This window comes from Planotetraspora sp. GP83 (assembly GCF_041262585.1).
Lineage (GTDB): Bacteria > Actinomycetota > Actinomycetes > Streptosporangiales > Streptosporangiaceae > JAOEGB01.
In genome coordinates this window covers 206,701-233,652 of record NZ_JBGCBZ010000005.1, presented here as the reverse complement: position 1 = coordinate 233,652, position 26,952 = coordinate 206,701, and the positions used below count along the sequence as shown (strand labels likewise).

The following is a 26,952-nucleotide window of genomic DNA, read 5'->3' as shown; positions in this document are numbered from 1 at the left end:
CTGGCGGCGTGAAAGAGACGTTCGAGCTGAATAGCGACTACATCCCCCTCTGCGACCTGCTGAAGTACTGCTACGTCACGGAGAGCGGAGGCGCGGCCAAGCACTTCATCGCCGAGGGAAACGTCCGGGTGGACGGCGAGGTGGAGCTGCGCAAGGCGTGCAAGATCCGGGCCGGGCAGGTCGTCAGCGGCGACGGCTTCGAGATCCGCGTGGTGTGACGCCGGGACCCCCGCCGCTTTGGCAGATCATGCCCATGTCTGGCGGGGACGGCGGTCCTACAGTGCCCCAAACGGCCGACGGCTTCGGGGCGGCCACCGGCCCACGGTCCGTTAGCTGAAGGGGCTCACATGGCTCTCAGATGGACACCGCACGGCGACGGAAAGGCCCTGGCACCGGGCGCCGTCGTCAAGCCGGACGAGCGGCTGAGCTGGCCGCGCATGGTCGGATTCGGCGCCCAGCACGTCATCGCGATGTTCGGCGCGACCTTCGTGTTCCCGATCGTGATGGGGCTCGATCCGAACGTCGCCGTGATGATGTCCGGCGTCGCCACGATCCTGTTCCTGCTGATCGTCCAGGGCAGGATCCCGAGCTATCTGGGCACGTCCGCGTCGTTCGTCGGCGGGGTCGTCGCGATCCGCGCGGCGGAGGGCGACAGCGCCACGGTCACCGGCGCGATCCTGGTCGCCGGCCTCGTCCTCGCCGCGGTCGGCGTCGCGATCCACTTCCTCGGCGTCGGGGTCATCCACCGGATCTTCCCGCCGGTCGTGACGGGCGCGGTCGTCATGCTGATCGGCTTCGGCCTGGCCTACGTCGTCGCTCAGTTCTACTGGCCCAAGGACCAGTGGGTCGCGCTGGCCACGATGATCGCCACCGCCGTCTTCCTCGTGCTCTTCAAGGGCTTCCTCGGCCGGATCGGCATCCTCCTCGGCCTGGTCTTCGGCTTCGCGCTGTCCTGGATCCTGGACCTGACGGCAGGGAAGATCACGGCGCCCACCGCCACCGGCGAGGTCACCTCGCACTTCCGGATGAACTTCGACAACGTGGCCAAGGCCGACTGGATCGGCCTGCCGCACTTCCACGCCCCGAGCTTCCAGGTGTCGGCGATCGTGCTGGTGCTGCCCGCCGTCATCGCGCTGATCGCGGAGAACGTGGGCCACGTCAAGGCCGTCGGCTCGATGACCGCCACCGACGTGGACCCGTACATGGGCCGGGCGATCATCGGTGACGGCGTCGGCACCGCCGTCGCGAGCGCGGTCGGCGGCTCCCCGACGACCACCTACGCCGAGAACATCGGCGTCATGGCCGCCACCCGCGTCTACTCGACGGCCGCCTACTACATCGCCGCCGTCATCGCGATCCTCTTCGGCCTCATCCCCAAGTTCGGCGCGCTCGTGTCGGCCACGCCGGACGGCGTGCTCGGCGGCGTCACGGTCATCCTCTACGGCATGATCGGCCTGCTCGGCGCGAAGATCTGGATCGAGAACCGGGTCGACTTCTCCGACCCGGTCAACATGGTCCCGATCGGCGCGGGCATCATCCTCGCGGTCGGGCCGGTGACCCACCAGATCACCGGCGATTTCTCGCTCGCGGGCATCGCGCTCGGCACCATCGTGGTACTTGGTGGGTATCACCTGCTCCGCGCCGTGGCGGGCAGGCCCGTGAAGGAGGTCTCCGGTGGCGAGATCGGATTCGAGCGAGATGCGAGCGGCTGACCGCCGGGCGGCGGCCCCAGGCCGGACCGGGGCGCCGCGCTGGTGAAACCACCCCCGTTCGACTACCACGGCCCCGCGAGCCTCGGCGAGACCCTCCAGGTCCTCGCCGAGGTGGGGCCGCACGGCAAGGTGCTGGCCGGCGGCCAGAGCCTGATCCCCCTGCTCAACATGCGCCTGGCCGCGCCGGCCCACCTCGTGGACATCAACCGCGTCGCGGAGCTGGACACGATCGCGGCCGGGCCGGGCGGGGTGCGCGTGGGCGCCCTGGCCCGGCACGCCGCCGTCGAGCGCTCGGCCGCGGCGAGAGCCGTACAGCCGCTCCTGGGTCAGGCGCTGCGGCTGGTCGCCCACCCGGTGATCCGCAACCGCGGGACCGTGGTGGGCAGCCTCGTCCACGCCGACCCGTCGGCCGAGTTGCCCGCGGTCCTCGCCCTCCTCGGAGGTTCCGTACGGCTCGCGCGCCTCGGCGGCGAGCGGGAGGTGGGGGCGGCGGAGTTCTTCACCGGTCCGCTGGAGTCGGACCTCGCGCCGGGCGAGCTGGCGGTCTCGGCGTTCTTCCCCGCGCTGCCCGAGCGGTCCGGCACGGCGTTCTGCGAGGTGGCCCGGCGGCACGGCGACTACGCGATGGCCGGCGTGGCCGCCGCCGTGACGCTCGACGAGGACTTCCGGATCGCCGCGGCCCGGGTGGCCTGCGTCAGCGTCGGGCCGGTCCCCGTGGTGGTCGACGTGACCGAAGTGTGCGGCCCCCGCCCGGCTGCGTCGGCCGACTGGGACGCGGTCGCGAGAGCCGTACAGGATCGGATCGACCCTGAGGAGGACATCCACGCGACGGCCACCTACCGGCGGCACCTGACCGGCGTCCTCGTGACCCGGGCACTGAGGAGCGCCGCGGACGAGGCCGGGCAGGGGGCACTGTGAATCACACTGTGAATCATGCGATTACGCTGGTCGTGAACGGGGTCGTGCGGGAGGCGTCCGTGCCGGCGCGGCGGCTCCTGTCCGACTGCCTGCGCCACGACCTCGGCCTGACCGGCACGCACGTCGGCTGCGAGCACGGCGTCTGCGGCGCGTGCACGGTGCTGCTCGACGGGGAGCCGGTCCGGTCGTGCCTGACGTTCGCGGTGACGGTGGACGGCCGCGAGATCACCACGGTCGAGGGGCTCGCGACCGGCGGGGAGCTCTCGCCGGTCCAGCGGGCCTTCGCCGAGTGCCACGGCCTCCAGTGCGGCTTCTGCACCCCCGGCTTCCTGTGCACGGCCACGGCGTTCCTGCGGGACAACCCGGCGCCGGACGACGAGGAGGTGCTGGAGGCGATCTCGGGCAACCTCTGCCGGTGCACGGGCTACCAGAACATCATCAAGGCGGTCCACCGCGCCGCGGAGATCCAGGCCGAGGAGGCCGGATGAGCGAGCGAAGCGAACCGACGAGAGAGCACGTGACGGGGGTGTTCGGGGAGCGGGTCCAGCGGCGCGAGGACGCCCGGCTCATCACGGGCCGGGGGCGCTTCCTCGACGACCTGGGCGGGAACGCGCTGGCGGCGGCCTTCGTGAGGTCGCCGCACGCCCACGCGAGGATCAGGGACATCGACGTCGCCGCCGCCCTGGACGTGGACGGGCTCGTCGCCATCTACACGTGGGAGGACCTGCCGGGCGTCCTGGCCGAGCCGCTGCCGCTGCTGATCCCGCATCCCGCGCTCACGCACGGCCGGACGGCCTACCCGCTGGCGCGGGAGGTCGTGCGGCACGTCGGCGAGCCCGTCGTCATGGTCGTCGCCCGCGACCGCTATGTGGCCGAGGACGCCTGCTCGCTCATCGAGGTCGACTACGAGATCCTCAAGCCGGTCGTCGGCGTGGAGGAGGCGGCGCAGGCCGCGCACCTGGTCCATGAGGACGTGCCCGGCAACGTCGCGGCGCACATGGTGCAGGAGGTCCCGGCGCCGGACGGGCGGTCGGCCCGCGAGGCCATCGAGGCCGCTCCGCACACGCTCGCGTTCCGGCTGGACATCGAGCGCAGCGCCTGCACGCCCCTGGAGGGGAAGGGCGTCTACGCCCGCTGGGACGCCGACGACGAGTCGCTGCGGGTCTACTCCTCCACGCAGACGTCCACCAGCGTGCGGATGGCGATCGCGGCCAAGTTCGGGCTCCCGCTGCCCAAGGTGGAGGTCATCGCGCCCGACGTGGGCGGCGGCTTCGGCGTCAAGATCGTCCACCCCTGGCCGGAGGAGATCCTCGTCCCGTGGGCGGCCCGTCTGCTGGATCGCGAGATCAAGTGGACGGAGGACCGGCGCGAGCACTTCATCTCCTCGGCGCACGAGCGGGCCCAGGTGCAGTACGTCCGGGTGGGCTTCGACGACGACGGACGGGTCCTCGGCCTCGACGTCAACATCCTGCACGACAACGGCGCCTACACGCCGTACGGGATCATCGTGCCCATCGTCACCTCGACCCAGCTGCTCGGGCCGTACAAGATCGGCGCCTACCGGGTGGAGTTCTCCTCGATCTACACCAACACCGTGCAGGTCACGCCGTACCGCGGCGCGGGTCGCCCGCAGGGCGTGTTCTGCATGGAGCGGACGATGGACCGCATCGCGGCCCACCTCGGCCGGGACAGGACCGACGTGCGGGCGGCGAACTTCATCCAGCCGGACGAGTTCCCCTACGACCAGGGCATGACCTTCCAGGACGGCAGGCCGCTGATCTACGACAGCGGGGACTACCCCGAGTCGCTGCGGATGCTCAAGGAGCTGATCGGCTGGGACTCCTTCCCGGCCATGCGGGCCCAGGCGGCCGCCGAGGGGCGGACGATCGGCATCGGCGTCGGCTGCTATGTCGAGGGCACCGGAGTCGGGCCTTACGAGGGCGGCCACGTGCAGGTCACCTCCGACGGGCGGGTGCACGTCTCGACCGGCCTCACCTCGCAGGGGCAGGGCCACGAGACGGTCTTCGCCCAGATCGTCGCGACCGAGCTCGGCGTGCCGTTCGAGAAGGTGTCCGTCGTGACCGGCGACACGCGGCGGTTCGGGTACGCCGTAGGGACCTTCGCCTCGCGGGCGGCGGTCGTCAGCGGCAACGCCATCGCGCTCGCCTGCCGCAAGGTCAGGGAGAAGGCCCTGAGGATCGCGGCGGACGCGCTTGAGGCCGACCCGCGCGACCTGGAGATCACCGACGGCGTCGTCCACGTGGTCGGCGCGCCGTCGGCGTCGATCCCGCTCTCGACGATCGCGGTCCTGTCGAACCCCCTGCGATACGCGTTCGACGACGAGACGCGGCGGGCCACCCAGTTCGCCTCCTCGCCCTCGCCCGATCGGCCGCCGGTCGGCGAAGGAGAGGAGCCGGGCCTGGAGGGCAGGGACTACTACTCGCCGATCCGGTCGACCTTCGCCTCCGGCATGCACGCCGCGATAGTCGAGACCGACCCGCTGACCGCCGAGATCAAGATCCTCCGGTACGCCGTCGTGCACGACTGCGGCAAGCTCATCAACCCGATGATCGTCGAGGGGCAGATCCACGGGGGAGTGGCCCAGGGCGTCGGCGGCGCGCTCTACGAGAAGATGGTCTACGACCAGCACGGACAGCTGCTGAACGCCTCGTTCATGGACTTCCTGATGCCTTACGCCACCGAGGTGCCGCGGATCGAGACGGCCCACCTGGAGACGCCCTCACCGCTGAACCCGCTCGGGGTCAAGGGCGCGGGGGAGGCGGGGGTCATCCCGGTCTCCGCCGTCATCGCCGCCGCCATCGAGGACGCCGAGGGCATTCCCATCGACCGGATGCCCATCTCCCCCTCCGACCTCCACGCCCTCCGCCTCGCGCGGTGATATTCAGAATCCCAGCACAAGCCGGAGCCCGTCCAGCACAGTGCGGAACTCGGCGTCGCGGGCCTCGCCGGTCTTGCGGGTGAACTCCGCCTTGCTGACCACCGAGAGCAGCGCGCAGTGCGCCAAGCGGTCGCCCACTTTCGGCAAGGTCGCGGCGGTCAGCCCGATGTCGGGAATCAGAGGTACGACCGCGATGTCCTCGCGGACGTCGTATACCTCGGTCGCGCCGACGGCCAGGACGTGATACTCGCCGAGCGCCTGCCAGATTTCGCCACGCCTCACGCTGCGCCTTCCAACGCTCGCGCCAAGGCTGCGCGGCTCGCGGCCCGATGCTGGTCGAGCAGCTCCCGCATCCGCGGCTCCGCCGCCACCACGGCGGCCGCCTCGGCGGCGAGCGCCTCACGCTTCATCGTCCGGGTGACCCAGGCCGACAAGGAGAGCCCTTCGCGAGAGGCCGCCGCGCGGGCCTGCTCGACGACCGTCTCCTCCACCGAAAGCGTGATCTTCTTCGTGCGTTCCATACTGTCAGTATGGAACGTTGGTATGGCCTCTCTCAATGACATCCTCATGCGAGAAAGGTAGCCATTTCTTATGGCAGTTCTCAGTGGAAAGATCTAATGAACGGATATGTCCGAGACCGCTGAGGTCAGGCGCTTGCGGAAGACCCAGTAGGTCCAGGACTGGTAGGCGATGACGCCGGGCAGGGCGATGAGGCCGATCCACGTCAGGACGGTCAGGGTGTAGGGCGCCGACGCCGCCTCGGCGACCGTCAGGCCGGGCAGCGGAGCCGGCCACAGGGCGCCGAACAGCGCGGCGGTGGTCGCCGCGATGGCTGTCGCGGTCGCGGTGAACGCCATGCCCTCGCGCCGCCGCCAGACCAGCGCCACCCCGGCCGCCAGGGCCGACACGGCCACCAGCGCGGCGGCCCACATCCACGCCGACCCGTGGTCGGCCGGGATGGCGGACAGCGCCGCGATCGCCGCCGGGACCGCGCCCACCGAGGCCAGCAGGGCGGCCATGCGGGCGCGGGCGCGGACCGGCCCGGTGGTCTTGAGGGCCACGAAGACCGCGCCGTGGAGCACCGCCAGGGTCAGGGAGAGCGCGCCGCCCAGGATGGTCGCGAAGGCCGTGCCGTACAGCAGGTTGCCGAAGATCGCGCCCCACAGGAAGGCGGTCAGCACGCTGCCGGTCACGATCCCGGCGTCGCAGAGCGCCAGCTCCCTCCGGGAGGAGACCTTGCCGCGCCACTCCAGGCCGACACCGCGGACGATCAGACCGGCGACGATGAGGAAGAGCGGGAGGTAGAAGCTGCTCAGCAGGCCCGAGTACCAGGCCGGGAAGGCGGCGAACATCGCGCCCACGGCCGTGATCAGCCAGACCTCGTTGCCGTCCCAGACCGGGCCTATCGTGCCGATCACCTGCTTGCGGTCGGCCTCGTTCCGGGAGAGCAGCGGCATCAGCGCGCCCACGCCGAAGTCGAACCCCTCCAGCACGAAGTAGCCCGTCCAGAGGAACGCGATCACTGTGAACCAGAACGTCGTCAACGTCATCGGGGGGCTCCTCAGTACATGAGGGTGGGCGTGAGCCGCACCACGTCGGGGTCGGAGTGCACCGGCTCGGCCGGCGCGGGCTCGGGCCCGGCCTTGATGTGGCGGAGCATCAGCGCGCCCTCGGCCAGGGCCAGCACGCCGTACAGGACCGTGAAGGCGGCCAGGGTGATCGCCACCTCGGCGAGGCTGACGCCGGGCGACACGCTGGCCGCCGTCATCAGCTCACCCTGGACGGTCCACGGCTGGCGGCCGATCTCGCTGAGCAGCCAGCCCGCGATGATCGCGATCGTGGGAAGGGGGAGCGCCAGCACGCACAGGCGGGCGAACCAGCTCGGAACCGGCCTTTCCGTACGGCTCCCGCGACGCTTCTTCGGACGCCGAGTGAGCCACAGCCCGAGCACCGACAGGCCGACCGTGGCCATGCCGAAACCGACCATCACGCGGAACGACCAGAAGACGACCGGCAGGTTGGGGGTGTAGTCGGCGGGGCCGAAGGACGTGGCGTACCGCCGCTGGATGTCGTCGATGCCCTGGACCCGCGCGTCCGGGTCGTGCGCGGCCAGGATGCTGAGGAGGCCGGGGATCTCCACGCCGGGCACGGGGCTGAAGGGCGCGGCGGCGGTGTCGTGCCGCAGGCCCTCGGCCGCGGCCAGCTTCATCGGCTGCTGCTCGCGCAGGAGCTGCCCGGACAGGTCGCCGCTTCCGGCCACCACGACGCCCGCGATCGCCGTCATGACGAGCGCGCCGCGCAGGGCGGTCCGCCACATGCCGGGCGGCCGGCGAAGCGGCACGGTCGCGTCCGGGTCGGCCATGCCGGCGGGGACACGGCGGTGGGGCGTCAGCGGGAGCCCACGCTCGCGCAGGATCCGATAGCCGCTGACCGCGATCACGAAGCCGCCGGCCACCACGAAGGCCGCGGCGACCACGTGGGGGACCTGGGCGAGGGCCGTCGAGTTCGTCAGCACCGCCCACAGGTCGGTCATGCGGGCACGGCCGCCGACGACCTCGTATCCCACCGGATGCTTCATCCAGGCGTTGGCCGCGAGGATGAAGTACGCCGAGAGGTTGGACCCGATGACGGCGGCCCACAGGCAGGCGAGGTGCGCCTTCTTGGGCAGCCGGTCCCAGCCGAAGATCCACAGGCCGAGGAAGGTCGACTCCAGGAAGAACGCCAGCAGCGCCTCCATCGCCAGCGGCGCCCCGAAGACGTCGCCCACGAAGGTCGAGTACTCGCTCCAGTTCATGCCGAACTGGAACTCCTGCACGAGTCCGGTGACCACGCCCATGGCGAAGTTGATCAGGAAGAGCTTCCCGAAGAACTTGGTGAGCCGCAGGTAGTGATCTTTGCCCGTGCGGAGCCACGCGGTCTGCAGCCCGGCGACGAACACGCCGAGCCCGATCGTCAGGGGTACGAAAAGAAAGTGGTAAACGGTGGTGACCCCGAACTGCCACCGTGCCAGGTCCAACGCGTCCATGTCCCCCTCGCGGGTGCCGGAGCTCTACAGCGCGTAGTTCTACTTCCAGTAGTACTACGAGTTGTAGAGCAATGGGAGAGTGCGGTGCCGCGAGGGAGTGCGATTTCGGTCACAGGACGTCGTCGCGGAGCCGGGAAGCCCCCAGGTCCCCGGCTCGCGGCACCGGAGGTGCTCAAGCGTGCGGTGCTCAGAATGCGGGTCGAGCGGTCCCGGCCGCCAGGGACCGTCGCCCCGTCCCGCCGGGAGTGCCCTTCGCGAGCACGCCACCAATAGTGGGCGGATCTCATCGAATCTTCGTCCGTCGCTCGGCTGATTCCCCGGTACGCCGCGCGATTGACGGAGCGAGCACTCGACGTCCTCCGCGCAGGGCCCGTGTCCTTCCGCGCCGTGCCCGTGGGTGACGACGACATGACCCTGGAGGAGACCGTCGACCTGTTCTGAAGGGAGCGTCCGCCCGATGAACGGCTGTGGACTCTGCACGACCGCGACGGAAGCGGGAGGCAGATGTTGCCGTTCTCGCCGGTCTCCGTGATTGTCTAGTGTGCTCGGCATCGGAGGTGGCCCATGAAGGTCGTTGGCAGTGCGCTGCTCGGGGTGGAGCGCGATCGGGTCTGGAACGCCCTGCAGGACCCCGGCGTCCTGGTCCGGACGATCCCCGGCTGCGAGCGCCTGGAGGAGGTCGGGGACGACGTCTACAAAATGACGGTGACCGCCGGGGTCGCGTCGATCAAGGGCGTCTACCAGGGCGAGGTCGCGCTCGCCGACCCGGAGGAGCCCGAGCGGTTCGTGCTCAGGGCGCACGGGCAGGGCGCCCCGGGCACCGTCGAGGCCACCGTCCTCGTGCGGCTGAGTGAGGTGGACGGCGGCACCCGCGTGGATTACGACGCCGAGGCGGTCGTGGGCGGCATGATCGGCGGGGTGGGCCAGCGCATGCTCGGCTCGGTGGCCAAGAAGACGGCGGGCGAGTTCTTCTCCGCCGTCGAGCGGCATCTTCTCTCCGCCCCGGCGACGGCGGCCGGGGATCTGACTCCGGAGCTCGCCGGGCCCGCCGCCATTGACCAGGCCGCCCCTCAGGTCTTCGTCCGTCCCGGCGAGACGCTTACCCGTGTCCGGCAGGGCGTGCCGGCCTGGTCGCTGCTGGCCGCCTTCGGGATGGGCGCGGGCATCTCACTCGGCAGCGCCGTCATCGGCTGGGTCCTCGGACGCCAAAGGTCTCGCCGTTAGCGATCTAGCGGCGTACCTTGACCGTATGCGCGAGGCTCATGCGGAGGACGCTCGATCCCAGGCCAGACGGCTGATACGTGACCTTCTGGGCGAGGACCGGCCCACGGCGGCGAGGCTGCTCGGCCAGGCCCGTGCCGTACTGGGCGGTGACCGCGCGGAGCGCGCCGCCGGGCTGGCCCGCGAGGCTCCGCTGACGCGGCGGTCGTCCGAGCTGGCCGCCGTGGCCGCGCTGCACGTCGGGACGGCCGACCTCGGCGGCGAGTGGTGGACGAGGAGCCGGGGAGGGAAGCAGCCGCCGCCGGACGAGGTGCTCGCCACCGCCATGGCCGTCGAGCCGTGGAGCGACCTGACCGTGCTGGAGATGCTGGCCGCCTGGATCTCCGACGACGTGGCCGACGCGTTGTGGGGTCCCCCCGCCGGCTCGGCGGACCTGAACTCCTGGCAGGCCGAGGACCGCGTCGAGGTCCCCGGCGACGCGCGGGCCGGTGAGCGCCTGGTCGTGGCGTTCGATGCCGGGGGCCGCCTGGACGCCGTGGTCGTCGCCCGCGGGGACGGCCGGCTCGGGTCCAACCTCGACTTCGGCTCCCTGCGCTACTCCCGCCCCGCCGAGGCCCAGTGGAGCTGGGGCGTGGCCGCCGGGCTCGGCCCCCACCCGCTTCCGGGGGAGAACCCCGACCCCTACGCCGAGCCCGTGGACGCCGCCGTCTCCGCCGCCCTGCGCGACTGGGCCGTACGGCACGGCGCCACCGGGGAGATCGCCGGGCCGGATTGGGAGGTGCGCGGCGACGTGGTCGCCGCCGTGGAGCGGGTGGACTGGATGTGGCGCAGCGCCGAGTGGTTCGCCTGGTGGCGGGTGGCCGCCGCGCTGATCGACGGGGACGAGGAGCACCTCACCGCACGCCTCATGGACCTCGCCTCCGCTCCGTAACCGCCGGGGCCCGTAAGCGGCGGGTTCCGGCTTCTTTCCGGGTCTTTCCGGCTCAGGGCATGGACAGGAGCTGCGCCGGTTCCGAGGCGCCGAGGTCGCCGCTGCGGTGGTGGCGGCGGCACAGAACGCGGTAGTGCACCTCGGAACCGTCGGTGTCGGCGATCATGACCTGCTCACCGGTCCGCGCCATGACCCCGTTGACGACGCGGGCGTTCAGCCTGCCCTGGCGCCCGCACCAGCACAGCACCTCCACCTGCAGCCGGAGCACCTCGTCGGCCAGCTCGAACAGCCGCTGCGCCGCGGGGAACATCTGGGACCGGAAGTCCGAGGCGAGGCCGAAGGCGTAGACGTCCACGCCGTGGTCGTCGACCAGATCGGCGAGCTGCTCGATCTGCGCCACGGTGTAGAAGCACGCCTCGTCGCAGATGAGGTAGTCGATTTGGTCGTGGGCGCGGACCAGGTCGAGCAGGTTCAGCTCGTCCACGACCTCGATCGCGTCGAGGCCCAGGCCGATGCGGCTGGTGACCTGCGGCCCGCCCGAGCGGTCGTGCTTCGTGAGCACCAGACCGCGCCTGCCCTGACGGCCGTGGTTGTAGTTCATCTGGAGCGCCAGCGTGGATTTGCCGCAGTCCATGGGCCCGTGGAAGAACCGCAGCACGCCGTCCCGGCGGGGATGCGCGGGCGCGCCGAGCAAAGCATGGGACAAACCCACGGACACGGCGCTGGGCGTGGCGTCGGACAGGGCGTCGGACAGGGCGGGCGTTTCAGTCACGGCGGGTCAGCATACAGTTCGACCCCCTTGGTGACCTCGCGGACGGAATTCGGCGACCTTCGTCCGGGAGTGGGGAGCACCACACCTGCCGACTAATCACCGATACGTTGGCGAACGTTGCTGGTTCCGAGGACCGGAGGTGTTGAGTAGACACTGGAACATGCCCAACGTCCGCATCGGGGTCGACACCGGAGGCACGTTCACCGACGTTGTCCTGGTCGACGAGGAAACCGGTCAGATCATCACGACCAAGACTCCCTCGACACCTGCCAATCCGGCAGACGGTTTCATGGCAGGAGTTCACAAGGCGCTGGAGACGCACAGCGGCTCCCGTGACCTGGGCGGAGTGTCCGCGCTCGTCCACGGCACGACGGTCGCCACCAACCAGCTGCTCGAGGACCGGCCGGACGGCACGTCACACCTCGGCTTCGTCACCACCGAGGGCTTCGAGTTCATCCTGGAGATCGCCCGGCAGAGCGTCCCGGACGGCTACGGCAACTCCTACTTCTGGGTGAAGCCGCCGAGGATCGTCCCCGTGCACCGGGTGAAAACGGTCGGCGGGCGGCTCGACCACCTGGGGCAGGAGGTCCGGCCGTTCGACGAGGCCCAGGCCGTCGAGGCGGCGCGGTGGTTCCGGGCGCGGGGCGTCACCGCGATCGGCGTCTGCTTCCTGCACTCCTACGCCAATCCCGCCCACGAACTGCGCATGCGGGAGGTGCTCGAACGCGAGCATCCCGGCGCCGTCGTGTCGCTGTCGAGCGACGTGCTCCGGGAGTACCGCGAGTACGAGCGCTCGGTCACCACACTCGTGGACGCGGCCGTCAAGCCGATCATGCGGCGGTACATCGGCAACCTCTCCGACAGGCTCGGCCGCCAGTTCTCGGTCATGAAGAGCAACGGCGGCGTGCTGTCGGCCTCAGAGGTGGTCCACCAGCCGATCACCACGGTCCTGTCCGGACCGGCGGCGGGCGCGCTGGGGGCCGCGCTCATCTCGGGCACCGCCGGGCACCCGAGCGTGATCACCCTCGACGGCGGCGGCACCTCCACCGACGTCGCGGTGGTCGTCGACGGGGAGCCCTCGCTGACCACCGAGGGCAGCATCGGCCGCTACCCGTGCAAGATCCCGATGATCGACATCGTCACCGTGGGAGCGGGTGGCGGCTCGATCGCGTGGATCTCCCCGGAGGGGACGCTGAAGGTCGGCCCCCGGTCCGCCGGAGCCGACCCCGGGCCGCTCTGCTACGGCAGGGGCGGCACGGAGGTCACCGTGACCGACGCCCACGTGTTCCTCGGCCGCGTCCCACCGCACCTGCTGGGCGGCGAGATCCCGCTCGACGTCGCCGCCGCGCGGGCGGGCATCGAGGCGCTCGCGGGCAAGCTGGGCTTGACCCCGGAGCGCTGCGCCACCGGCATCCTGGAGATCAGCGCGTTCAACCAGTCGAACGCGATCCGCCAGATCACCGTCAAGCGCGGCCTCGACGTGCGGGACTTCCCGATGGTGGCGTTCGGCGGCTCGGGCCCGCTGCTGGTCTGCCGGCTGATCGACATCCTGGGCCTGCCCGCCGCGATCGTCCCGCCGAACCCTGGCAACGTCTCGGCGTTCGGCCTGCTCACGGTCGATGTGAAGAACGACTACGTCCGCACGCACGTCTCCCGCGACCCCTCGCTTGAGACCCTCGGGGAGATCTTCGCCGAGCTGGAGGGCCAGGCCGCCGCCGCGCTCGACCGTGAGGGCTTCACCGACCATGTCTACGCCCGGAGTGCCGACCTGCGTTATTACGGCCAGGCGTACGAGGTCCGGGTGCCCGCTCCGGCCGGCCCTCTGGACGGCGGGTGGCGGGCGGCCGTCCTCGACCGGTTCCACGAGGCCCACGAGAAGCTCTACGGGTACGGCTACCGCGACGATCCCCGCCACGCCGTCGAATGGGTGAACCTGCGGGTCTCCGGCATCGGCCCGATCACCCGTCCCTCGATCGCGCCCCTGCCGTACCAGGAGGTCGAGCCCAGCCCGGTGGCCAACCGCGACGTCTTCTACGAGCAGTGGGGGAGAACGGTGATCTACCGCCGGGGCGATCTCGGCGCGGGCGCCGTGGTCACCGGCCCGGCGGTCATCGAGGAGTACGGCTCGACCCTCCCCGTGCATCCCGGCTTCACGGCGACCGTGGACGACTACGGCAACCTCGTGGTGGTGAGCGACCTGTGACGCGGAGCGAGGTGGTGAGCAACCGAATGAGCACCGTTGATCCGGTTCTGGTGGAGATCGTGGAGGGGACGCTCGCGTCGGTCGAGATGGAGGTGGAGACCGCGATCGCCCGCACGGCCCGCTCTCCGATGATCCGCGACGCGCACGACTTCCGTGCCGGCATCCACGACGTACGGCTGCGCAAGCTGACGGGAAGGTCCTACTCGGCGCTGGTCCAGCCGATCGTGCGGGACTTCCCGATCGAGACGATGCGGCCGGGCGACGTCTTCTTCCACAACGACGTCTACCTGTCCGAGGGCGGGATCGGCCACCTGCCCGACCTGTGCGTCACCGTGCCGGTGTTCCATGGCGGCGAGGTGGTGGCCTTCGTCCAGGCGTTCGGTCACCACGACGACATCGGCGGCGCCGTACCGGGCTCGATGCCGTCGCACGCGCGCAGCGCCTTCGAGGAGGGACTGATGGTCCCTCCGATCAAGCTGTGGGACCAGGGCGTGCCGAACCGGGCCGCCTTGACGATCATGACACGCAACTCCCGGATGCCCGACTCACTGGCCGGAGACCTCGACGCGGAGTGCTCGGCCTGCCTGATGGGGGCGCGGAGGCTGGGCGAGCTCTTCGGCCGCTATGGGCGGGAGGCCGTCGAGGCCTGCTTCGACGCGATCATCTCCAAGACGACGGAGACCTTCCGGCGGGAGCTGCTCGCGAAGATCCCCGAGGGGGTCCACGTCTGGGAGGACTACGCCGAGCACGACGGCGTGGACGAGCCCCGGCTGCACGCCCAGCGGATCACGCTCACCGTGGACCACTCCGCCGACGCGCCGCTGACCATCGACTTCACCGGCACATCCCCGCAGGCCAAGGGGCCGATCAATCACGCGGGCGACTACGCCGACGGGGTCTTCCTGAAGAAGTGGCTCGCCCCGATCCTGCGCAACCTCGCCGACACCCCGGACCGGATGGCCGAGCTCGACGTCAACGAGGGCGTCGTCCCGCTGATCAGAATGGTCTTCCCGGAGAAGGGCACGCTGCTCACGCCCGTCTTCCCGGCGCCGACCAACGCCCGGACGTTCGTGATCCTGCGTCTTCTCGGCGTGCTGGCGGGCGTGCTGGCCAAGGCCACAGGGGGCCGCATGCCGGCCGACCAGGAGACCATCCGCTACACCGGCGTCTACGGCGAGTCGGACGACGGTCCGTACCTCATGCGCGAAGTCCTCGGCGGAGGCTCCGGCGGCCGCTGGTACGCCGACGGCGAGGACACCATCCATGTCGTGCCCGACTCGCGCAACATCCCGGTGGAGTTCGCCGAGGCCCGCTGGCCGTTCCGGGTCGAACGGCTCGGCCTGGCCGTCGACAGCGGCGGCCCGGGGCAGTTCCGGGGCGGGTTGGGTTACGACAAGCACATCCGGATGCTGCGCGACGCCTCGTTCATGTCCATCGCGGACCGGTCGATCCTGGCCTGCTGGGGTGTGAACGGCGGCCGGGCGGGCCGTCCCTTCCTCGTCACGGTGGACGGCGAGGAGATGGAGGGCCTGGTCGACGACTTCCCGGTGAGGGCCGGTGAGGTCGTCAGGGTGCGGACGACCGGGGGCGGCGGCTGGGGCTCGCCGTACGACCGCGACCCCGCGCTGGTGGCGGCCGACGTCCGCGACGGCAAGGTCTCGCCTGAGGCGGCGCGCGAGGCCTACGGCGTCGTCCTGTACGGCTCCCGCGACGACCTCCAGATCGACGTGGCCGCGACCGAGCGGCTGCGGGAGAGCCCGCGGCCCGCCGCGGAGGCGTTCTTCGACCGCGGCCCCGGATACCCGAAGCTCTCCGGCGGCCTGCCGTACGCCGAGGTCGACCGCGCCTAACTAGGGCCGGTCAGGCAACCGCCGCCGTGATCATGCAGGGTTTCCCGGGAAGCTCGGGGACGTGGGATTTCCCGGGTCGTGATCATGCATGGATTCCGCCGTACGCGGTCTGATCAGGGCCGACACTGTCTGTGATCATGCGCGAGCACCAGGTGCTGCTCTGTCGCGGGCATTCCCGCCACCGCACCGGTGTGCGGCGGCGGGTGACCCGCCGCCGCACACCCGGACTTCAGCGGTCCGTTTTCATGGCGTCTTCGGAGACTGTGTAGCCCACCTTTAGTCGCTGTAGCAGACGGTGTTGCTCCCGTAGACGGTGACGCCGTTCGGGCCGCTGGTGCTGACAGTCGTGGTGACGCAGTAAATGGTCTCGGTGTAGATGAAGTTGGATATCCCTCCGCCGCCTGAGAAGGGCGATCCCACGACGACGACGCCGTTGGGGTAGGTCGCACCGCCGCCACCGCCGCTGGGCGTGGGCACGCCCTTCGGCACGTCCTTGGGATCGCACACCGCGCCCTGTTGCATCAGGTTGGCGTCCCGAGTGGCCCGACCCTTGACCTGCGTCGCCCAGGTCGAGTTCTTCATCTCCAACCCGGCACGGTAGAAGTCGCCGACGTTCACGGCGCCGATCATGCGAGTGAACTGCCGGAACTTGCCCGGGCCCATGTTGTACATCATGTCGATCAGAACGACCTGCCTCGACGACGTCAGACGGTCGAAGTTGTAGATCACCGTCTTGACGTTCGCGATGGCGGCGTAGAAGTCGCCCTCGAACAGGGTGGTGATCTGGAGGGGAGTCAGGTTCTGGGTTCCGGCCCGGACCGCGGCGTAGTTGGCGCCGACACTCTGCAGGAGGGCCGGCGCGTCGGCGCGGTCGAGGTTGAAGCCGACGCCCACTGTGGGGTGACCCTTGCTGTCGGGGTATACGTGCGGATCGCCGGCGAGCCCATGGGTGCTCTCGTTGTTGGCGACGTACGCCTTCATCTCGAGGGGCGTGAGCTGCGGCCCCTGCTCGGCGGGGTCGGGCGCCTCGGGGTCGTAGCCCCCGCCACCGGGACTGCCGCCACTGCCGGGGACGGTGGCGCAGGGGTCGGTGGCGTAGGCGGGGGTGGAGGTGAGCGTGACGGTGGCGAAGGAAGACAGGGTGAGCGACACCGTGAGGAGCGCGGTGCCGAACAGCTTGCGCCGCAGGGTTCTGCGAGTGGTCATGAACTTCCCTTGTGCTTGGATGACCAGCACATGATCACTTCGCGGGAGGTGCCGTGATAACCCCAGATATCTGGGATATTCCGTGCATGCGGTTAGGCTGCCGCGGTGACATCCCGCCGGGAAGCGGAGCGCCGCGCGATCTCCGATCTCCAGGACTTGGCCAATGCCGGGCTGACCGCCTCAGACGTGTTCAGGCAGGCCGATCCGGTGCTGCGTGACCTGCTCGGATTCGACGCGGTGTGCTGGCACGCGAACGATCCCGCGACCGGCCTCGTCACGTCGGTGCTGACCGACGACCTGGAGCTGGACGACTTCCGCCAGGCGGTGCAGCTTGAGATCTGGGGCGACGACGTGGCGAGGTTCCCCGAGATCCGGCTCAGCGGCCGTGGCGCGGACACGCTGAGCCGTGCCACCGGCGGCGTTCTCCACCGCAGCCTCCGCTTCCGGGAGCAGATCGCCCCGGCGGGTTTCGGTGACGAGCTCCGTGCCGTGTTCGACGCCGGAGGCGGGATGTGGGGCTGCGCGGCGTTCATGCGGGCACCCGACCGGGGCCCGTACCGGCCGGGCGAACTGGCCCTGGCCCGGCGCGCCGCCCGGCACGTCGGGGTCGCGTTGCAGCGCAGCCAGCATCTGGAAGCGCAGGCCGCACAGAAGCCTCTCCCGCCCGCCGTGGTCCTGCTGGGGCCGGACAACCACCTGCTCAGCGCGGACGAACGGGCGGAAGGGCTGCTCGACGAGTTCGCCGACGACTCGACCGCCATCTTCAGCGTGCCGACGCCGTTCGTCATGGCGGCCGAGCAGGCCAGGGCCGCGGTGTCCGGCTCCCGGACCCCCGCTCCGCTGCGGGTGCGCGGGCGCGGCGGGCGATGGTTCGTGCTGCACGCCTCATTACTGAGGGGGCGGCCGGAGGGGCCCGCCGCGGTGGTGATCACCTCGGCCTCGCCCGCCGAGATCATGCCCGTCGTGTTCGCTTCCTACGGACTCACCCACCGGGAGCGCGAGGTCGCTCTGCGGGTCGTCCAGGGAAACGGCACCGGCGACATCGCCCAGGCGCTCTGCATGACGCCGCTGACCGTTCAGGATCACCTCAAGTCGATCTTCACGAAGGCCGGCGTGCGGAGCCGCCGCGAGTTCGTCGCCCAGCTTCTCGTGGTGCACCCCCCAGAGGTGTGGACCTGAATCTCAGGGCCCTGGGACCGGGACATCCCGCGTTGGACATGATCCCTATGGAGCGAGAGCGAACCACACGACGCAGTGCGGGCTTTCTTCGATGAACCCCCACTGGCTGGACAGGGCCCGGAGCAGACGAATGCCGCGTCCGTACTCCGCCAGGTCGTCACGAGGATGACCGCACACTGAGGGCAATGTCTCCGATCCCTCATCGATGACCTCGACTTGCACGCGGCCGTCCCGCTCGACGAGGACGACGGCCCCGATCGCGGCCGATCGGGTGTGGACCACGGCGTTGGTCATGGTCTCGGACAGCAACAGCACGGCGTCGTCGCGGCGTGGATGGCCGTCGAGCAGCTTCCGGACCCATCGCCGGGCCTTGCCGACCGACGCTTCGGTGGCCGGAAAGGTGGCTCTTTCGAGAAGCAGGATCTCCGGCACTGTGGTCATCGTGTCGTCGCGCATGGATTTCAGGTGTCCTTCTCGGAACGGCGGCTCAGAGCGGCGACATTAAGCGGAGGGGCATGTCCTCAGGCAGAGGGCCGGTGTGTCACGCCAGGTCGCGTTCCTGCCGCGTGCCTGTCGTCCCGGCGTCATAGAGGCGTCGTTGAGCGAAAGGCCAATCCTGGGAGCGCCGAGGCGTCTAATTTACCGAGGGTAACCATGGTGATTCGAGGAGTGAGTCGGATACGTGTCGAGCCAGCCGACGTTGTTGAAGGCGCTGCTGCTCAAGCGCCACCAGGAGACGCACAGGGCATTCTGCGCCGAGTACGACAAGGTGGCGCGGAGCATCGACCGGAGCCTCATTGGTTCGTCTCCCAGTCGCGAGGCGTTCGGCCGGTGGCTCAAAGGACACCTGAAGACCAAACCCCAGGCGCACCACTGCCGTGTCCTGGAGCGCATGTTCCCGGGCCATACCGTTGCGGAACTGCTCGCCCCGTATGACCCTGTGACCAAGGACTCCGGCGTTCCCCAGACGCGCCCCGAGCACCGGGAGGCGGCGACGAACAGGCGAGAAGTGTTCCACCTCGGCGCGGCGACCATGGCCGTAGGCCTGGCCGAAGCCGTCTGCCGCGGCCCTGACCTGCTTGAGCAGGTTCTGGACTCCGGCAGCGTCAGCGAAGCGCGGCTGCTGTTCCTGGAGGCGGAAGCCGACCGGCTCGGCCGGAAGGTGCCACCGGCCAGGTTGCTGCCCGAAGCCCTCACGCACATGGCCAGCGTCCGTGAGTTGCTGACACAGAGGCAGCCGATCGAAGCCCAACGCCGGTTGGCAAGAGTCGGCGCGAAGCTGTCAATCGTCGTGGGCGAGATCATGTTCTGCGCGAACCATTTCCCGCTTGCTCGCAGGTGGTACGCCGCTGCGGCGAGAGCAGCGGACGAGGCCGGAGACCGCTGCCTCGCCGATCTCACGCTGGCCAGCGCCGCTCTCATGCCCGCCTATTCGGGAGACCCTCGCGGCGTACTGGCTCTGGTCACGTCCCGGCTGGAGCAGGCCGTGGGTGCCACTCCAGCGATCGCGTGGATGTGGGGGCTCGCCGCAGTCGCGTACGCCTCCCTCGCTGACCGGACTGCTTTCGAACGTGCCATCAACAGGTCTCGCACCACCCTGGAGCGATGCCCGTCCGAAAGTGTGGTCCCGGGAATCTTGTCCTTTCAGCCAGAGAGGCAAGCCTTCTATGAAGCGCGCGGGCGAGCCGATCTCGGCGATCTGCATGGTACGGCCAAGGCGGTGGCCAGGACTCTGGAGGCGTCTCAGGCGGACGATTCCAACGACCCGGTGCTGGCACGGCTCGCGTACGCGAGCGCATTGGCCAAATCAGGCGACGTCGACGAGGCATGCGGAAACGCCATCGCCGCCATTCGAGGGGCACGCACCTTCCGTAGCATCACCGTCGTCATACGCGCTCACGAGTTCGATGCGTTGCTCGGGTCCGGCGGCGCGGCGACGCGCGACTGGCGAGAGGCGCTCGCCGAAGTTCGCGCACCCGACCCGGCAGCACTTTTCGCCCCGGCGGGCAGGACGGTGTGAGGTTCAGGGCGCGTAGTGAGAAGGACACGGAGGCTTGCTCCGCCGCCGCAGGGCCGCACCGGCCGGCCTGCAGGGCGCAATCCTGCTGGCCGACTGCGCTATCCCCAGCCGCTCATGGCGGAGGCGGCCGTCCGGGAGACCTTGGTAGGCGTGGCGCGAAGCTCGGCTTCCAGCTCTGCGAGCACGTGCTGGGCGGCCATCTTCATGCGGGCCCGGCGGCCGTTGAGCTCCTCGCCGAAGGCCCGGGCGGTCGGTCCTACCCACACGGCCTGGCCGCCGAACTGCGCGCATGCCGGGTCGAGCGCGGTCTCCAGCACATGAATGTGGGCACGCACGGCCGCGAGCGCCGTTTCCAGATCCCGATACCGGGGATTCGGCACCAGATCGTCGTTGACGGACAACGCAGGACTCCTGCTGCGGTGAAAGCCTTAATGGCCATGTGGATACTGGGGTGGCGCAGCGGTTCTCATTGAGATTATGTGGGCTGAAAGTGATTCCGGCCAGACGCGGAGGCGAAGACGATGCTCGGTCAGCCCAGTCCTGTACGGCTTCGCAGCACTCTAGCCGTGCTGGCGCTCGCTGCACTCGCCCTGACTGGCTGCACTTCCGACAAAGGCCCCACCGCTGCCCAAGCAGGTCAAACCCTCAAAAACCATATCCTCCAGCTACTCAAAGAGCGTAACGCCCAGGACATCACCATCACCGACCCCGGGGGCAGAAACATCCCCTGCCCAGACGGCAAAGCAAAACAGACTTTCGCCGCCACCGGCAAGGATCTTCCTCAACGGCGGCCAGATGTTCTGGTCGATTCCCTGGTCGGTGCATTGAAGCGGGTCGCGCCATACGAAATCGTGTCCGTCGCCGACCCCGGGGGATCTGTGCGGGTCCGGAACACGGCCGCTCAGACCATCCTGCTTCTCGGTTCGCCCGCCAATGGTCAGTACTCAGTCAGCGGTGAAACCCAATGTCTGGCGGCTGGCTGAATTAGTCCGGATACAAAGGCGCGCGGCGCGACGCCACATCTTTACGGCCGTCAAAGCTGTCGGCGAAGAAGCGGGAGAGATCGCCGATAGAGTTCTTGTCCGAGCCAAGGCCGTTAAGTGTGAACCACTGGTCCAGGGCTGCCATACCGCTCTCGCCGGACTGCAGAATGTCCGGGAAAGGGCGGAGTCGGCCGTTGCCGTCGGCGATGGCGACGCCGGGCGGGCAAGTCGCCAGGTATTCGCGGAGTGGGACCTTGGGAGTAAAACCGGCGTCCATCATGGCTTGGGTGATGGTGTGCTGGCGTCCCAGCGTTTCCAGGGTATTCGCACGATCCTCCTTGTCTTCTTCTGCCTCCGGTTCGTCCTTGTACGTGTCGTAGAAAGACCAGGTACTGCTCAACGCCGTCCAAAATATAGCACCGCCTGTGCCGGGAATGGCGAGGCCGGCCACGCCCAGCACGGTCCCGAAACCAAAACTCCACGCGCTGCGTGCGTCCTCCGCGGCCTCGTCTATGACTTTGCCGAGCGCTTTCGCAGCGCCCAGTTCGAGGCCGCGGACATTTCCGAGGGCGGCGAAGACGTCGTCCAAGCGGGTGGAATCCTGGCTCTTGATCATCGCAGGGACACCTTCGTTTATCAGGCGTCGGGCGAGGGTGCCCATGCCGTCCTGAAACGGTCTCCGGTTGGCGGGGCTGTCGGCGAAGGCCTTGATGAAGCGATAGGTGTCCGCCGGGCTGAGCCGGAAGACGGACTTCAAACCCAGAATGCGGCTGTTGACGACCTCGAACGCGCTTGGGAGGAGATGGTTGGCGTCGGCAAGGTTGGCGCCCTCGGTCATCTCCATTGCATAGGCCCCCGCGATTTCGGACAGATGGACTCGTGTCGGTTCGGCGATCGTGAATTCGTCAACTGCCGTGATGACGGTGAAGGCGAACCGAGCGGCGGCGTCGCCGTGTTCGCCGTCCCTTTCGTCATAGGCGCCCGAGGCGGAGGCGAGGAGCTTTCCGAACGCGTCGGCCGACGAGTCGTCCACTGACGCTCGGCTGCTCAGGTTCTTTAGAAAAAGCACCAGATCAGGCCGCCGGTCCACCTTGTCGTATGGCAGTGCGAGCGACAGGTGGAAGGCGTCGGCCAGTCTGTTTCTGACCAGGGGGCTGCCTCGTGTCACGAGGCTTACGGCCAGCCGTGCCGCGGCAGAATCGTGGGCGAGCGCGTTGAGATACGGCGTCAGCGACGCGCCTCTGAGCGTGTTCCCGGGCGTGAAGACACGCATGGCTACGAGTTGGGCGAGCCACTCGGTGGGGAATCGGCCTGCCGATATCAGATTTCCGATGCCCTCCACTTCGTCGGCATCCATCGCCTCATCCTTCACGGCTTTCTTGATCGCCCCGAAACCGGCTGCGGGTGAACTCCCGCTGACCGCAGTGCCGAACGCTCGGCTCACGGTCTCGATGGCTGACTGCACGCCCTCCTCCAGGCCACGCCGGAGCCTTTTTGGTAGCGCGAGGGTCCGCCGCAATCCCAGACCCGCGAAGAACGCGGCGGTGAATTCCGGGTCTTGGGTGTGCGCGGCCAGCGTTTCCACGATCTCCTGATACTTCTCGTCGAGGCCCGGGTCGAAGAAGGCGTCCGGATCGATTTCCTTGTACTTGTCCGCCAGGTCGGTGCCCAGGCGGCGGGCCTCTGCTGGGGGGAGGATCTTCTTCTCGTCGTACGGCACCAGTGCGCTCGCTGCCGCGGGGGTCCAGGTCGGGAGCTTCGCCATGTTGCGGGCGATCTGGGTACGGCGTCGCAGGTCAGGGAGGCGTTCGTCGATCCATTGTTCGACCTCGCCGATGGGGGCCAGGGAGGCCGCGGGGATGCCGTTGGCGGCGAACACGCGCCGGATCGACTCGGCGTGTTCGCCGATCATTTCCCGAGCGTGCTGCATCTGGGCGACGAAGCCGTCCATCAGACCCGGATCGATTCCCGTGAACTCCGGCGAAAGCGGTCCCGTCCCCGGCGGCACAGTTCCCATGCGTTATCGCCCCTCCGACGCCCCTGTTTGCCGGATCACCAACGTAACTCCCTACAGCCGTGCGTGCGGAGATACCGCTGGGTACCGTCCGCCTCCACCATCACGATTGGCTGTAATGCCTCGGGGTAGGCGTCGTAGGGACAAAGGAAACCAAAACGGGCGGTGAGTGGACAGATGGCTTCCATGGTTGAGCGAATCAAGGAGTTCTTCCGGAGCCCGCAGGGAAAGCGGGCCGTCGGCAGGGCCAGAACGATGGCCCGCGACCCGAGGAATCAGCAGAGGGTGCGGCAGTTTCTGGACCGGTGGCGCCGCCACGGGACCCCACACTAGCGGCCACAGGACCCACTACTAGGGAGGCGCCTCCCCGGTGGAAAGCGGGAGGGCCACCTGGCAGGCTTGCCGGTGAAGACCCGACCTATCGCCGGTGGAGGCCGACCTTGCAGGGACCTCTCAGTGACATCGTCGTTCTCGACCTGTCCCGGGCGCTCGCCGGGCCGCATGGGGCGCAGATGCTGGCCGACCTCGGCGCCCATGTCATCAAGGTGGAGCACCCATCGGGGGACGAGTCACGAGGGTGGGGCCCGCCGTTCGTCGGCCCTGATCACGATATTTCCACCTACTTTCTGGCGGCGAACCGCAACAAGCGGTCCATCACCGTCGACATGAAGTCGGACGAGGGCCGGGACCTCATCGAGCGGCTCGTACGGCAGAGCGACGTGCTGATCGAGAACTTCCGCACGGGTGTTCTCGACCGGCTGGGCTTGTCCACCGAGCGGCTGCACGAGCTGAATCCTCGCCTGGTCGTCCTGTCGATCACGGGGTTCGGCCACGACGGGCCCGAGGGCGGCAGGCCGGGTTACGACCAGATCGCCCAGGGCGAGGCCGGCCTGATGTCGCTCACCGGGCCGTCGCCAGACGAGCCGTACCGCGTGGGGGCCTCGATCGCCGACCTGCTCGCGGGCATCCACGGGGCGTACGGCGTCGTGGCGGCGCTCTACGAACGGGAGAGGACCGGCCGCGGAAAGGTCGTCAGGACGTCGCTGCTCGCCTCGGCCGTGGGCGTGCACTCCTACCACGGCACGGCCTGGACGGTCGGCGGCAAGGTGCCGAGGGCGGCCGGCAACCACCACGCCTCCATCGCGCCCTATGGGGCCTTCCGCTGCGCCGACGGAATGATCCAGATCGCCGTGGCCAACGAGGGTCAGTGGCGCAAGGTCGCCCACCTCTTGGACATCGACCCAGATATCCCGAAATATGCGACAAATGGGGAGAGATTCGCCCATCGGGAGGAGTTGATCTCCGACATGGAGAAGGCTCTGGCCCGACACGACCGGGCGCACTGGCTGGCCGCGCTCGGCGGTCTCGGCGTGCCCGCCGGGGCCATCCGGTCGATCGACGAGGTCTACGCCTGGGACCAGGTGCGTTCCCAGGGACTTGTGGTGACCGTGGATCACCCTGCCCTCGGCCCCATCGAACTGCCCGGCCCGCCCCTGCGCTTTGACGGCGATGTCCCCGCGAATCACACCGCGCCGCCCGCGCTGGGACAGGACAACGACGCCGTCCTCGACTGGCTGAGCGAGCGCGAACGATGACCCCGCGCCCGGACGCGCGGGCCCTCATCGGGCGGGTGCTCGACGCCCATTCCTGGAAGCCCTGGGACGAGCCGCCGGTCGACCGGGCCTCCCCGGGATCCGAGTACGCCGAAGAGCTGGCCGCCGCCCGGGCCAAGACCGGTTACGACGAGTCGGTGATCACGGGGGAGGGGACGCTCGCCGGACGCCGGGTCGCGGTCGTCGCCTGCGAGTTCTCGTTCCTCGCGGGGTCGATCGGGGTGGCGGCCGCCGAGCGCCTGACGCGAGCGGTCGAGCGGGCCACCGCCGAGGGGCTGCCCCTGCTCGCCGCCCCGGCCAGCGGCGGCACCCGCATGCAGGAAGGCGCGCTGGCCTTCACCCAGATGGTCAAGATCACCGCCGCGGTGGCGGCCCATCGCGCCGCGGGCCTGCCGTACGTCGTCTATCTGCGCCACCCGACCACGGGCGGAGTGTTCGCGTCGTGGGGCTCGCTCGGCCACGTGACGGCGGCGGAGCCGGACGCGCTGATCGGCTTCCTCGGGCCGAGGGTCTTCGAGGCGCTGCACGGCTACCCCTTCCCCAAAAGCGTGCAGGTCTCGGAGAACCTCTTCGCCCACGGCCTGGTCGACGCCGTCGTCTCCGCCGAGGACGCCAGAGAGATCGCCATCCGGGCGCTCGCCGTCCTCTGTGCTCCGAGAAGCCTGGCCCGCGAGCTTGCGGAGTCCGGGGGGAATCCGGATCGCGGTCCCGAGCCGGAGGAGGCCGACGCGACCGTCGAAGCGTGGGAGGCCATCACGCGCTCCCGCCGGGACGACCGCCCCGGCGTGCGGAGCCTGCTCAAGTTCGGCGCCTCCGACGTCACCCCGCTGAACGGCACCGGCACGGGCGAGAGCGACCCCGGTCTGCTGCTCGCCCTCGCCCGGTTCGGTACGGCTCCCGCCGTCGTTCTGGGCCAGGACCGGCGGCGGCAGCGGGCCGATGGGGCGCTCGGCCCGGCCGGGCTCCGGGTGGCGCGGCGCGGCATGCGGCTCGCGTCCGAGCTGGGCCTTCCCCTGGTGACCGTCATCGACACGGCCGGGGCGGCCCTGTCGAAGGCGGCCGAGGAGGGCGGCCTGGCCGCCGAGATCGCCCGTTCGCTGGCCGACCTGGTCATGCTCGACGCGCCGACCGTGTGCCTGCTGCTCGGTGAGGGGGCCGGCGGCGGGGCTCTCGCCCTGCTGCCCGCGGACCGGGTCGTCTGCGCGCAGCACGGCTGGCTGTCGCCGCTCCCGCCGGAGGGCGCCTCGGCGATCGTTTACCGTACGGTCGACTTCGCCCCGGAGATCGCCCGGTCCCAGGGCGTACGGGCGGCCGATCTGAAGCGGGACGGCATCGTGGACCGCATCGTCCCGGAGCGTCCCGACGCGGCCTACGAACCGGCCGCGTTCTGCCGGCGTGTGGCCGAGACGCTCGAATACGAGATCATGGGCCTGCTCGGCCGGGCCTCAGGCGAACGGCTCGCCGCCCGCTTCGCGCGTTACAGGTCGCTGGGCTCCTGATCGCGGGTGGTCGGGACCGGCACACGCTCGACCCGGATGGAATGGACCTCGTCGCGGGGCACCACGACCTCGTAGGCGCCGTGGTCGACGAGCCAGTAGCCGAGGGCCTCCGCCTTCATGCCGCTGTGGCCGGTGTAGGCGATGTGCAGCCCGCCCCCCTCGTCGTCCTTCCCGCCGTCCGAGCCTTCCCCGCCGTTGTCCCCGCCGTTGTCTTCGTCCAGCACGAGGCACGGCTCGCCGCCGAAGGCGCCCACGGTGCGCAGCAGCGTCAGCCACTCGAGGTCGTAACGGCTCACGCGGAGCCGCCAGTAGCCTCCCGCCTTCGTGAAGCCCTCGTCCGGGGACTCGCTGAAGAGGATGACGTCGTCGCTGTCGGGCCCGATGGCCGCGGCGTAGGTCTGGTCGCGGTAGCGGGCGATGAACCCCAGCCCCACCGGCTCGATGCCGGTCATGATGCCGGCCGCCAGGTCAGGCCGTCGTACCCGGCGAAGGGCCGCTCTCCGGCCTTCGTGAGATGGACGATCTCCGCGCCCGCCGGGATCGGCATGGGCATCGTGTGGAACTGGGGCACGACGTGCTCACGGGACGCGGTGAACCCGTTCCCGGTGAACGGCGGTGAATCGCTCCAATCCCCGCCCATGTGCGGGCCGTACGGGACGACATAGGTGTCGATGTCCCGCGCGAACCACCGCATGATGTACAGCTCGGGCACTTTGGCTGTCAGCTCCGATCCTTCGAACCCCAGGTCGAGCGCCTCGACGAGCGACCCGGGGGTGGTGAGACGGCCACAGTCCTGCACGCGGTAGACGTACCCCGAGATGATCGTCCGCTTGCCTGCGAGGTAGGGCACGAGCAGCCTCGGCGGGATCACCTTCTGCATCTGCGTCCTGCGTCCCGGCTCACTCAT

25 protein-coding genes are annotated in these 26,952 nt (G+C 69.6%); 14 read left to right on the top strand and 11 right to left on the bottom strand.

Annotated features, from left to right (window positions below; genetic code table 11):
* Nucleotides 1-8 precede the first annotated feature (8 nt).
* From ABH927_RS09675 to cutA, 5 genes are all read left to right on the top strand, one after another.
* Nucleotides 9-218 carry an RNA-binding S4 domain-containing protein gene (locus tag ABH927_RS09675; RefSeq protein ID WP_370020017.1) on the top strand — a complete coding sequence of 70 codons (210 nt, stop codon included), beginning with the start codon at nt 9-11 and terminating at the stop codon, nt 216-218.
* Nucleotides 219-347: 129 nt separating this feature from the next.
* A complete protein-coding gene (locus tag ABH927_RS09670; RefSeq protein WP_370020015.1) occupies nt 348-1,712 on the top strand; it encodes a uracil-xanthine permease family protein in 1,365 nt (454 codons plus the stop codon).
* 42 nt (nt 1,713-1,754) lie between these two features.
* Nucleotides 1,755-2,630, top strand: coding sequence for a xanthine dehydrogenase family protein subunit M (locus ABH927_RS09665; protein WP_370020014.1), 876 nt, complete (start codon nt 1,755-1,757; stop codon nt 2,628-2,630).
* 8 nt (nt 2,631-2,638) lie between these two features.
* Nucleotides 2,639-3,118 (top strand): (2Fe-2S)-binding protein, encoded by a 480-nt coding sequence (locus tag ABH927_RS09660; RefSeq protein ID WP_370020012.1) that lies wholly within the window; start codon nt 2,639-2,641, stop codon nt 3,116-3,118.
* Nucleotides 3,115-5,529: an aerobic carbon-monoxide dehydrogenase large subunit gene (gene cutA, locus ABH927_RS09655; protein ID WP_370020010.1), complete on the top strand. Its 2,415-nt coding sequence runs from the start codon at nt 3,115-3,117 to the stop codon at nt 5,527-5,529. Before ABH927_RS09660 ends, cutA begins: the two co-directional genes overlap by 4 nt.
* Nucleotides 5,530-5,532: 3 nt before the next feature.
* Here cutA and ABH927_RS09650 read toward each other — a convergent pair whose 3' ends face one another.
* From ABH927_RS09650 to ABH927_RS09635, 4 genes are all read right to left on the bottom strand, one after another.
* Nucleotides 5,533-5,811 carry a hypothetical protein gene (locus tag ABH927_RS09650; RefSeq protein ID WP_370020008.1) on the bottom strand — a complete coding sequence of 93 codons (279 nt, stop codon included), beginning with the start codon at nt 5,809-5,811 and terminating at the stop codon, nt 5,533-5,535.
* Nucleotides 5,808-6,050, bottom strand: coding sequence for a DUF6364 family protein (locus ABH927_RS09645; RefSeq protein ID WP_370020006.1), 243 nt, complete (start codon nt 6,048-6,050; stop codon nt 5,808-5,810). Before ABH927_RS09645 ends, ABH927_RS09650 begins: the two co-directional genes overlap by 4 nt.
* A 93-nt stretch (nt 6,051-6,143) precedes the next feature.
* Nucleotides 6,144-7,079, bottom strand: a complete 936-nt coding sequence (gene cydB, locus ABH927_RS09640; RefSeq protein WP_370020004.1) for a cytochrome d ubiquinol oxidase subunit II — start codon at nt 7,077-7,079, stop codon at nt 6,144-6,146.
* A gap of 11 nt (nt 7,080-7,090) precedes the next feature.
* Nucleotides 7,091-8,554 carry a cytochrome ubiquinol oxidase subunit I gene (locus ABH927_RS09635; RefSeq protein ID WP_370020002.1) on the bottom strand — a complete coding sequence of 488 codons (1,464 nt, stop codon included), beginning with the start codon at nt 8,552-8,554 and terminating at the stop codon, nt 7,091-7,093.
* Nucleotides 8,555-9,118: 564 nt separating this feature from the next.
* On the opposite strand from ABH927_RS09635, the gene ABH927_RS09630 reads away from it, so the two are divergent.
* Complete coding sequence (locus tag ABH927_RS09630; protein ID WP_370020001.1) at nt 9,119-9,778, top strand: carbon monoxide dehydrogenase subunit G; 660 nt, start codon at nt 9,119-9,121, stop codon at nt 9,776-9,778.
* Nucleotides 9,779-9,803: 25 nt separating this feature from the next.
* On the top strand, nt 9,804-10,706 hold the full coding sequence (locus tag ABH927_RS09625) for a hypothetical protein (RefSeq protein ID WP_370019999.1): 903 nt from the start codon (nt 9,804-9,806) through the stop codon (nt 10,704-10,706).
* Nucleotides 10,707-10,758: 52 nt separating this feature from the next.
* Here ABH927_RS09625 and ABH927_RS09620 read toward each other — a convergent pair whose 3' ends face one another.
* Nucleotides 10,759-11,478 carry a thymidine kinase gene (locus tag ABH927_RS09620; RefSeq protein WP_370019997.1) on the bottom strand — a complete coding sequence of 240 codons (720 nt, stop codon included), beginning with the start codon at nt 11,476-11,478 and terminating at the stop codon, nt 10,759-10,761.
* A gap of 160 nt (nt 11,479-11,638) precedes the next feature.
* Here ABH927_RS09620 and ABH927_RS09615 point away from each other — a divergent pair, with 160 nt between their 5' ends.
* On the top strand, nt 11,639-13,681 hold the full coding sequence (locus tag ABH927_RS09615; RefSeq protein ID WP_370019996.1) for a hydantoinase/oxoprolinase family protein: 2,043 nt from the start codon (nt 11,639-11,641) through the stop codon (nt 13,679-13,681).
* Between the two features lie 26 nt (nt 13,682-13,707).
* Complete coding sequence (locus tag ABH927_RS09610) at nt 13,708-15,531, top strand: hydantoinase B/oxoprolinase family protein (protein ID WP_370019994.1); 1,824 nt, start codon at nt 13,708-13,710, stop codon at nt 15,529-15,531.
* A gap of 276 nt (nt 15,532-15,807) precedes the next feature.
* On the opposite strand, the gene ABH927_RS09605 is transcribed toward ABH927_RS09610, so the two are convergent.
* Entirely contained in the window at nt 15,808-16,737 is a 930-nt protein-coding gene (locus tag ABH927_RS09605) for a glycoside hydrolase family protein (protein WP_370019992.1), read from the bottom strand.
* A 105-nt stretch (nt 16,738-16,842) separates the two neighbouring features.
* Here ABH927_RS09605 and ABH927_RS09600 point away from each other — a divergent pair, with 105 nt between their 5' ends.
* Nucleotides 16,843-17,916: a LuxR C-terminal-related transcriptional regulator gene (locus ABH927_RS09600; RefSeq protein ID WP_370019990.1), complete on the top strand. Its 1,074-nt coding sequence runs from the start codon at nt 16,843-16,845 to the stop codon at nt 17,914-17,916.
* Between the two features lie 45 nt (nt 17,917-17,961).
* Here ABH927_RS09600 and ABH927_RS09595 read toward each other — a convergent pair whose 3' ends face one another.
* A complete protein-coding gene (locus tag ABH927_RS09595) occupies nt 17,962-18,372 on the bottom strand; it encodes an ATP-binding protein (protein ID WP_370019989.1) in 411 nt (136 codons plus the stop codon).
* Between the two features lie 226 nt (nt 18,373-18,598).
* Here ABH927_RS09595 and ABH927_RS09590 point away from each other — a divergent pair, with 226 nt between their 5' ends.
* Nucleotides 18,599-19,936 (top strand): hypothetical protein, encoded by a 1,338-nt coding sequence (locus ABH927_RS09590; protein WP_370019987.1) that lies wholly within the window; start codon nt 18,599-18,601, stop codon nt 19,934-19,936.
* A 98-nt stretch (nt 19,937-20,034) separates the two neighbouring features.
* Here the strand turns inward: ABH927_RS09590 and ABH927_RS09585 are convergent, their stop codons facing one another.
* Complete coding sequence (locus ABH927_RS09585; protein WP_370019986.1) at nt 20,035-20,337, bottom strand: hypothetical protein; 303 nt, start codon at nt 20,335-20,337, stop codon at nt 20,035-20,037.
* 165 nt (nt 20,338-20,502) lie between these two features.
* On the opposite strand from ABH927_RS09585, the gene ABH927_RS09580 reads away from it, so the two are divergent.
* A complete protein-coding gene (locus tag ABH927_RS09580) occupies nt 20,503-20,919 on the top strand; it encodes a hypothetical protein (protein ID WP_370019984.1) in 417 nt (138 codons plus the stop codon).
* 1 nt (nt 20,920) lies between these two features.
* Here the strand turns inward: ABH927_RS09580 and ABH927_RS09575 are convergent, their stop codons facing one another.
* Nucleotides 20,921-22,936, bottom strand: a complete 2,016-nt coding sequence (locus ABH927_RS09575; protein ID WP_370019982.1) for a DUF6571 family protein — start codon at nt 22,934-22,936, stop codon at nt 20,921-20,923.
* A gap of 437 nt (nt 22,937-23,373) precedes the next feature.
* Here ABH927_RS09575 and ABH927_RS09570 point away from each other — a divergent pair, with 437 nt between their 5' ends.
* Nucleotides 23,374-24,528, top strand: coding sequence for a CaiB/BaiF CoA transferase family protein (locus tag ABH927_RS09570; RefSeq protein WP_370019981.1), 1,155 nt, complete (start codon nt 23,374-23,376; stop codon nt 24,526-24,528).
* Nucleotides 24,525-26,045 carry a carboxyl transferase domain-containing protein gene (locus ABH927_RS09565; protein ID WP_370019979.1) on the top strand — a complete coding sequence of 507 codons (1,521 nt, stop codon included), beginning with the start codon at nt 24,525-24,527 and terminating at the stop codon, nt 26,043-26,045. Before ABH927_RS09570 ends, ABH927_RS09565 begins: the two co-directional genes overlap by 4 nt.
* On the opposite strand, the gene ABH927_RS09560 is transcribed toward ABH927_RS09565, so the two are convergent.
* Together ABH927_RS09560 and ABH927_RS09555 are read right to left on the bottom strand one after the other, a co-directional pair.
* Complete coding sequence (locus ABH927_RS09560) at nt 26,024-26,497, bottom strand: hypothetical protein (RefSeq protein WP_370019978.1); 474 nt, start codon at nt 26,495-26,497, stop codon at nt 26,024-26,026. The genes ABH927_RS09565 and ABH927_RS09560 overlap by 22 nt on opposite strands.
* Nucleotides 26,494-26,952, bottom strand: coding sequence for a hypothetical protein (locus ABH927_RS09555; protein ID WP_261582035.1), 459 nt, complete (start codon nt 26,950-26,952; stop codon nt 26,494-26,496). Before ABH927_RS09555 ends, ABH927_RS09560 begins: the two co-directional genes overlap by 4 nt.

What these genes read in the sequence shown, in the direction of transcription:
- ABH927_RS09565 (WP_370019979.1), top strand. Translation starts at nt 24,525, where the DNA reads ATGACCCCGCGCCCGGACGCGCGGGCCCTCATCGGGCGGGTGCTCGAC.
- ABH927_RS09615 (WP_370019996.1), top strand. Translation starts at nt 11,639, where the DNA reads ATGCCCAACGTCCGCATCGGGGTCGACACCGGAGGCACGTTCACCGAC.
- ABH927_RS09635 (WP_370020002.1), bottom strand. Translation starts at nt 8,554, where the DNA reads ATGGACGCGTTGGACCTGGCACGGTGGCAGTTCGGGGTCACCACCGTT.
- ABH927_RS09605 (WP_370019992.1), bottom strand. Translation starts at nt 16,737, where the DNA reads ATGACCACTCGCAGAACCCTGCGGCGCAAGCTGTTCGGCACCGCGCTC.
- ABH927_RS09575 (WP_370019982.1), bottom strand. Translation starts at nt 22,936, where the DNA reads ATGGGAACTGTGCCGCCGGGGACGGGACCGCTTTCGCCGGAGTTCACG.
- ABH927_RS09595 (WP_370019989.1), bottom strand. Translation starts at nt 18,372, where the DNA reads ATGCGCGACGACACGATGACCACAGTGCCGGAGATCCTGCTTCTCGAA.
- cydB (WP_370020004.1), bottom strand. Translation starts at nt 7,079, where the DNA reads ATGACGTTGACGACGTTCTGGTTCACAGTGATCGCGTTCCTCTGGACG.
- ABH927_RS09670 (WP_370020015.1), top strand. Translation starts at nt 348, where the DNA reads ATGGCTCTCAGATGGACACCGCACGGCGACGGAAAGGCCCTGGCACCG.
- ABH927_RS09625 (WP_370019999.1), top strand. Translation starts at nt 9,804, where the DNA reads ATGCGCGAGGCTCATGCGGAGGACGCTCGATCCCAGGCCAGACGGCTG.
- ABH927_RS09630 (WP_370020001.1), top strand. Translation starts at nt 9,119, where the DNA reads ATGAAGGTCGTTGGCAGTGCGCTGCTCGGGGTGGAGCGCGATCGGGTC.
- ABH927_RS09610 (WP_370019994.1), top strand. Translation starts at nt 13,708, where the DNA reads ATGAGCACCGTTGATCCGGTTCTGGTGGAGATCGTGGAGGGGACGCTC.
- ABH927_RS09560 (WP_370019978.1), bottom strand. Translation starts at nt 26,497, where the DNA reads ATGACCGGCATCGAGCCGGTGGGGCTGGGGTTCATCGCCCGCTACCGC.
- cutA (WP_370020010.1), top strand. Translation starts at nt 3,115, where the DNA reads ATGAGCGAGCGAAGCGAACCGACGAGAGAGCACGTGACGGGGGTGTTC.
- ABH927_RS09645 (WP_370020006.1), bottom strand. Translation starts at nt 6,050, where the DNA reads ATGGAACGCACGAAGAAGATCACGCTTTCGGTGGAGGAGACGGTCGTC.
- ABH927_RS09555 (WP_261582035.1), bottom strand. Translation starts at nt 26,952, where the DNA reads ATGAGTGAGCCGGGACGCAGGACGCAGATGCAGAAGGTGATCCCGCCG.